Here is a 6,083-nt window from a genome sequence, read left to right on the forward strand (position 1 = left end):
CACTCCGCGATCCGCCCGGCGAACACCGCCGACGAATCCAGCAACCCGGCAGCCATCCCCAACCACTGCGACCCCTGACCCGGGAACACCAGCACAGTGCGTCCCGAAGACCTCGCCACACCCGAAAGCACACGCGATCCGGGCTCCCCTGCCGCCAGCGCCGCCAACCCGGACGCCAACTCGGCCCGATCCGCAGCCAGTACGACACCCCGGTACTCCAACACCGAGCGTGACGCGAACAGCGCCGATGCCACCTCGGCCGGGTCCGCCGCCTCCCGTTCGCCCACGAAGTCGGCCAACCGCAGCGCCTGCCCGCCCAGGGCGGCCGCCGACTTGCCCGACAGCAGGAACGGAAGAGCCGTACCGGGAGGCCCGCCCGTGGCCGACGGCTCGATCACGGGCTCCCCGACGGGTGCCTGCTCCAGCACCACGTGCGCGTTCGTCCCGCTGATCCCGAAGGAGGAGACACCCGCCCGGCGCGGCCGGCCCGTGTCCGGCCACTCCCGTGCCTCGGTCAGCAACTCGACGTCGCCCGCCGTCCAGTCCACGTGCGGAGTCGGCTCGGCCACGTGCAGCGTCTTGGGCAGCAGGCCCTCGCGCAGCGCCATCACCGTCTTGATCACCCCGGCGATGCCGGAAACCGCTTGGCCGTGACCGAGGTTCGACTTCAGCGAGCCGAGCCACAGCGGGAAGCCGGGCGCACGGTCCTGGCCGTAGGTGGCGATGATCGCCTGGGCCTCGATCGGGTCGCCGAGCGTCGTACCGGTGCCGTGCGCCTCGACGGCGTCCACGTCCTGCGCGCTCAACCCCGCATTCGCCAACGCCTGCCGGATCACCCGCTGCTGCGAGGGCCCGCTGGGCGCGGCCAGGCCGTTGCTGGCACCGTCCTGATTGATCGCGGTGCCGCGGACCACCGCCAGCACCCGGTGGCCGTTGCGCTCGGCGTCCGAGAGCCGCTCCACCAAGAGCACCCCGACGCCCTCGGACCAACTCGTGCCGTCGGCGGTCGAGGAGAACGCCTTGCTGCGGCCGTCCGACGCAAGGCCCCGTTGGCGGCTGAACTCGACGAACAGGCCCGGGGTCGGCATCACGCTGACGCCGCCGACCAGTGCCATCGAGCAGTCGCCGCCGCGCAGCGCCTGCGCGGCCAGGTGCAGGCTCACCAGCGAGGACGAGCACGCCGTGTCGACGCTCACCGCCGGGCCTTCGAGGCCGAAGGTATACGCGACTCGGCCGGAGCCGACGCTGCCGGCGTTTCCGGTGCCCAGGTAGCCCTCGACGTCCTCGGGCGTACGGTCGAGGCGCGTGGCGTAGTCCTTGGCGAGCATGCCGAAGAACACGCCGGTCCGGCTGCCGCGCAGCGTGGCCGGGTCGATCCCGGCCCGCTCGATCGCCTCCCACGAAGACTCCATCAGCAGCCGCTGTTGCGGGTCCATCGCGAGCGCCTCACGCGGCGAGATGCCGAAGAACTCGGCGTCGAAGTCGGCCACGTCGTCCAGGAATCCACCGGTACGGACGTAACTCTTGCCGTGTCGCTCGGGGTTCGGGTCATACAGACCGTCCAGGTCCCAGCCACGGTCGGTCGGGAAGCCGGCGATCGCGTCGCGGCCGTCGGCCACCAGGCGCCACAGATCCTCCGGCGAACCGACCCCGCCGGGGAACCGGCAGGCCATGCCGACGATCGCGATCGCCGCGTCGTCCACGGCGGGCCCGGAGACCGGGATCGCGACGGCACCGGCCGTGCCGAGCAACTCGCCGCGGAGGAACCCGGCGAGGGCGAGCGGGGTCGGGTGGTCGAACACGAGGGTGGTCGGCAGTCGCAGCCCGGTGGCCGTGTTGAGGCGGTTACGCAACTCGACGGAGGTGAGCGAGTCGAAGCCGAGATCCTTGAACGCGTGTCCCGCGTCCGTCGATCCGGCGGAACCGTGGCCGAGGACCGCAGCGACGTTGGCGCGGATCAGATCGACCAGGATGTGGGTCTGCTCGGCGTCCGTGACCGCCTGAAGCTCGCGAACCAGCGGGTTGTGCTGTCCGCCGCCGACCGTCTCGACGGCACGGCGCGCCCCGCGGGTGCGAACGAGGCCCTGGAGGAGCCTGGGCAGCACACCGGCCGCGGCTTGGGTGCGAAGCGCGGTGTGCACCAACCTGGCTGCCACGAAATGCGGTTCGTCGAAGTTCAGGGTGGCGTCGAGCAACCCGAGGCCCTGTTCGGCCGTCATCGCGGCGATGCCGGAGCGGTGCATCCTGGCGAGGTCCTGCCGGCCGAGCTGCCCGGTCATGCCACTCGCGTCGGCCCACAGGCCCCACGACACGGAACTCCCCGGAAGGCCGTCCGCGTGCCGCTGTCCCGCGAGGGCGTCCAGGAAGGTGTTGGCCGCCGCATAGCCCGCTTGGCCGACGTTGCCGAGCACGCCGGCGAGGGAGGAGAAGAGGACGAAGGCGGAGAGGTCGTGGTGGGCAGTGAGTTCGTGCAGGTTGACCGCGCCGTCGACCTTGGATCGCAGCACACGTTCCAGGCTCTCGGGGGTCATCGACTCGATCAGGCCGTCGTCCAGGACACCGGTGGCATGGACAACCGCCGTGAGCGGCGCGCCGACGGGGATCCGCGCCAGGAGTGCGGCGAGGGCTTCCCGATCGGCCGCATCGCACGCTTCCAGGACCACCCGGGCGCCGAGACCGGTGAGTTCGGCCTTCAACTCGACTGCGCCAGAGGCATCGGGGCCGCGCCGGCTCGCCAGTACGAGGTTGCGCACGCCGTGTCGGGTGACCAGATGGCGGGCCACCAGGCCCCCCAGGGTGCCCGTGCCGCCGGTGATCAGGACGGTTCCACCCGGATCGAGCGGCACCGGCATCCGCAGTACGAGCTTCCCGGTGTGCCTGGCCTGCGCCATGAACCGGAACGCCTCCGGCGCCCGCCGCACATCCCACGACCGCACCGTGATCGGCACCAGCGCACCCGACCCGAACCACCCCAAGAGGTCGCCGAGCAGCTTCCCGATCCGCTCCGGCCCCGCGTCCAGCAGGTCGTACGCCTGATACGAGACCCCCGGATACCCGACCCGCACCGCCTCCGCATCCCGGATGTCGGTCTTGCCCATCTCCAACAACCGGCCACCATCGGCCAGGAGCCGCAACGAGGCGTCCACGAACTCACCCGCGAGAGAGTTCAACACCACATCCACACCACGCCCACCGGTGGCCGTACGGATGTGCTCCTCGAAGTCGAGCGTGCGGGAATCGGCGATGTGGGCGTCGTCCAGACCCAGCGATCGCAGAGTGTCCCACTTGCCCTCACTCGCCGTCGCGAACACCTCGGCACCCAGATGACGCGCGATCTGCACCGCCGCCATCCCCACCCCACCCGCACCGGCATGAACCAACACCGACTCACCGGCCCGCAAACCACCCAACTCCACCAAGCCGTAATACGCCGTCAGGAACACCACCGGCACCGACGCCGCCCGCTCGAACGACCAAGCCTCGGGAACCGCGGCCGTCATCCGGCTGTCGGCCACCGCCACCGGACCGAATGCGTCCAGGAACATCCCGAACACCCGGTCACCGACCGCGAATCCCGATACCTCCGAACCGACCTCCGTGACGACGCCGGCGCCCTCGCTGCCCATGCCGGTCTGATTCGGCACCATGCCGTGCCCGATCAGCACGTCGCGGAAGTTGACCCCTGCCGCGTGGACGGCGATCCGCACCTCGATCGGGTCCAGCGGCCGTTCCGCCTCCGGGGCGGGCAGGAGGGCCAAATTCGACAGGGTGCCCGCCCGGGCCGTCTCCAGGCGCCAGGCGCCGGAGGGCGGGGAAACCAGACCGGCGCCCGACGCGGTACGGGCCAACCGCGGTGCCAGCAGGGCGCCGTCGCGGACCGCGACCTGTGGTTCCGCGCAGGACAGGGCTGCGGGGAGCGCGGCGAGGGACGGGTCGTCGGGGTCGAGATCGACGAGGACGAAGCGGCCCGGGTGCTCGCTCTGCGCGCTGCGCAGCAGCCCCCAGAGCGGGGCGTGCACGAGGTCTGCGGCTCCGGAACCGTCAGCGGTCCGGATCGCACCGCGCGTCACGGCCACCAGCCGAGAGGAAGCGAAACGCTGGTCTGCCAGCCACTGTTGGACTATGGCGAGGACGCCCGTGAGCGTCTCCACCACCGCGTCCGCCGTCCCGGGCGCGGCGCGCTCTTCGGACTCGACCATGTCGGCCGGAGGAAGGAACGTGACCGCGACGACGTCCGGAACGGCGCCATCGATCTCGCCGACCGCATGCAGGTCGGTGTACGCCTCGGCGCGGACGTTCCCGGCACGCAGCCGGTCGACCGACTCCGCCGCGTCCGACCCGAGCACGGCCCAGGTACCGGTCGTGATCTCCGTCGGTTCGACCGGGGTCCAGTCGACGAGGAAGAGTGCGTCGTGCGCGGGGTCGCGGACCAGGTCGAGCCGGTCCGGTGCCATCGGTCGCACGGTCAGGCCCCGCGCGGAGAACACCGGCCGGCCGGAGGAGTCGGCCGCGTGCACTGCCAGGGTGTCGGTACCCGTGACGGTCAGTCGAACCCGCAGCGCGGTGGCGCCGGTCGCGTGCAGCGTGGCGTCCGTCCACACGAAGGGCAGCCGGACCGTGCCCGCCTCGGCGGCGCCCAGACTGGTGCGGCCGGCGGCGTGGAGAGCGGCGTCCAGCAGCGCCGGATGGAGTCCGAACCGCTCGGCGTCGCGGACCTGTTCGGCCGGGAGCGACACCTCGGCGTATACGTCGTCGCCCGAACGCCAGGCCGCGCGCAAGCCCTGGAACGCCGGACCGTAACCGTATCCGGTGGCCGCCAAGTCGGCGTAGAAGCCGTCCAGGGCCACGGATTGCGCACCGGCGGGCGGCCATGGTCCGAATTCGTCCACTGCTTCGGCAAGGGACGGCGCCAGCACACCGGAGGCGTGTCGGGTCCAGGCGTCGTCCAGGGCTCCGCCGCTCTGGGCCCGTCCGTATACGGATACGCCGCGCTGTCCGCCGTCATCGGGGGCGTCCACGATCACCTGGATCTGCACGGCTTCCCGCTCGGGAATCACCAGCGGTGCTTCCAGAGCGAGTTCGGCGATCCCACCGCAGCCGACCTCGTCCCCGGCCCGGATCGCCAGCTCCACGAACGCGGTGCCGGGCAGCAGCACCGTCCCGTTGACCGCGTGGTCGCGCAGCCAGGCGTGCGACCGGAGCGAGATCCGGCCGGTCAGTACGGCGCCTTGCCCGCCACCGAGTTGCACCGCCGCGCCGAGCAGTGGATGGTCCGCCTCGGCCTGGCCGAATCCGCGTGCGTCACCGTTCGAGACCGTACGTTCCAGCCAGTAGCGCTCGTGCTGGAAGGCGTATGTCGGCAGGTCGACGTGCACAAGGCCGCGGTCGTGGTTGCCCAGTAGCGGCAACCAGTCCACGGCGAGGCCGTTGACGTACGCCTCCGCCAGCGCGGTGGTGAAGCGCTCCGGTCCACCCTCGCCTCGGCGCAGCGTGCCCAGCACCACGGCCTGGACGTCGGCGGACTCGATCGTGTCCTCGATCGCCGTGGTCAGCACGGGGTGGGCACTCACCTCGACGAAGGCGTCGTGCCCCTGCCGAAGAAGCAGCCGAACGGTCTCCTCGAAGCGGACGGTTTGCCGGAGGTTGGTGTACCAGTAGTTCGCGTCGAGGGCGGTGGTCTCCAGCCGCTCGGCCGTGACCGCCGAATAGAACGGGATGGTCGGCGCCATCGGTTCGACATCCGACAGTTCCGTCAGCAACCGCTCTCGAATCGACTCGACCTGTACCGAGTGCGACGCGTAGTCCACCGGCACCCGACGCGCCCACACACCCCGCGCATCGCACTCGGCGAGCAACTCCGCCAGCGCGGCCGACTCACCCGCCACCGTCACCGACGCCGGGCCGTTCACCGCCGCCACCGACACCCGACCCTCGAACGGCGCCAACAACTCGATCACCCGCTCCACCGGCACCCCGACCGACGCCATGCCGCCGGAACCCGCCAACTCCAGGATCGCCCGGCTCCGCAACGCCACGACCTTCGCCGCATCCGCCAAGGACAACGCCCCCGCGACACACGCGGC

At 71.4% G+C, this 6,083-nt stretch carries 1 protein-coding gene; it reads right to left on the reverse strand.

The window, feature by feature from the left end; translation table 11 throughout:
* Positions 1 to 6,083: SDR family NAD(P)-dependent oxidoreductase (locus tag ACIRL2_RS51140; protein WP_402242654.1), on the reverse strand; the 6,083-nt coding region annotated here is incomplete at both ends.

The organism is Embleya sp. NPDC127516, assembly GCF_044765325.1.
Taxonomy (GTDB): Bacteria; Actinomycetota; Actinomycetes; order Streptomycetales; family Streptomycetaceae; genus Embleya.